We start from the raw sequence: 1,663 nt of genomic DNA on the forward strand, positions 1-1,663 counted from the left end.
CGGCGTTTTTCAAGGTAGTTGTCGCGTCCACCGTCGCGCTACGCGATTTTTATTACCACGGTCAGTTCCCTTTCAGGGTTCAGATACACCGTCCCGATAGGGTTCCAGTTGCGTGTCTCTCCTGACCATCGTTCCGGTCTTTTCTCTCTGGCCTGCCGGTATATCGCATCTCGACGAGCCAAGATTTCTCGGTCTTTTCCTTCATGACGTTGAGCCGGTGTTACGAAGCGGATCCGGCTATGACGGTGCACGGTGTTGTACCAGGTCATAAAATTCCTCACCCAGATACGCGCATCATCCAGGCTGGTAAACCCCGCCTGTGGCCACTGCGGGCAGTATTTCAGTGTCCTGAACAGTGATTCCGAGTACGGGTTGTCGTTGCTAACCCGTGGTCGACCGCGAGACGGCGTGATGCCCAGGTCATACATCTTGGTCAGTAACGTCACCGATTTCATCGGTGCACCGTTGTCCGAGTGAAGCACCAGCGGCTGGCGCCAACACTTCTCCTGAGTCACGCTTCGTTGCAGCAACGCTGCTGCCTTTTCCCCGCTCTCGGCTTCATAAACTTCCCAGCCCACGGCTTTTCGGCTGTAGATGTCTTCGATCAGATAGAGGTAGTAAAATTTCCCGCGAACCGGGGACGGCAAGTAGGTGATGTCCCATGACCACACCTGATTAGCTGAAGTCGCTGCGTAAGTGGTCGGTGCCTCATGGCGATGCGGTCGCTTGGCTCTGGATCGGTGATGCTGCTGACCTGCCGCATGCAGCACACGATAAAAAGTCGCCTCCGAGGCTACATATCTTCCTTCATCGGCCAATTGCGGCACGATCTGGCTTGGCGGGAGGTGCGCATAGGCTTTGCTGTTGCACAGCGTCACGATGCCTTGCCGTTCAAGCTCACTGAGCGCGTTGTTCGGTATCGGCCTAAGCGTCGTCGTGCGTCCATCTGCCAAGAGTTCTTGCGGCAAGCTCCAGCGTTGCAGTGTCCTCAGTGAAATGCCTACCTCCTGACAAGCAGGCGCCCTGCGGGCGCCCGCCAGAATGGCTTCATTAAGCCAATCAACGAGTAAATACCGTTCTGGCAACAAGGTCAGGTGGCCTCGTCGTCGCTCCCCCAGTAGGCATTGAGCTTTTTTCGTAGTACCAGTAAGGCCGCTGTTTCAGCCAGGGCTGCATCTTTGCGGCGCAACTCACGTTCAAGTTCACGGATACGATTTTTATCATCCCGTGACTGTCCGGAGCTTGCAGTTTTCGCGGTTGACTGTTTCGTGCTGCCGGCAATAAAAGCGTTGCGCCAATCGGTTATTTGCTCGGGAAAAATACCTTTTCGTCGGCAGTACTCACCGATTTCCAGTTCCGATAGCGAACCTGTTTCTATGATGATCGCCAGCTTGGATTCGGCTGACCAATTTTCGGCCGGTTGCTTGGCATCGGACAATTGCGTTCCTCTGGCGGCAGCTTGTTTGCGCCAATAATGGAGAGACATATCGCTGCAACCTTCGCGCCGAGCGACCTCCGCCGCCGAGAGGCTCAGGGGCGGAAGCATCATTTTCAGCAGCGCAGCTTTACGTTCTTCTGAATAGAAAGGCATGACCATACTCTTGCCGCCCCCGGAATGCTTTTCAAAAAGCGGGGGACACGACAACTACCCTGACACCGGGGG

1 protein-coding gene is annotated in these 1,663 nt (G+C 55.4%); it reads right to left on the reverse strand.

Going from position 1 to position 1,663, the window contains the following annotated elements; genetic code table 11:
* Nucleotides 1–38 precede the first annotated feature (38 nt).
* A protein-coding gene (locus MF6394_RS32760; RefSeq protein ID WP_193791350.1) for an IS3 family transposase occupies nucleotides 39–1,591 on the reverse strand; the annotation gives its coding sequence in 2 pieces (ribosomal slippage) (nucleotides 39–1,129 and nucleotides 1,129–1,591; 1,554 coding nt in all).
* Nucleotides 1,592–1,663 lie beyond the last annotated feature (72 nt).

Source organism: Pseudomonas sp. MF6394 (assembly GCF_002018845.1).
Lineage (GTDB): Bacteria > Pseudomonadota > Gammaproteobacteria > Pseudomonadales > Pseudomonadaceae > Aquipseudomonas > Aquipseudomonas lactis.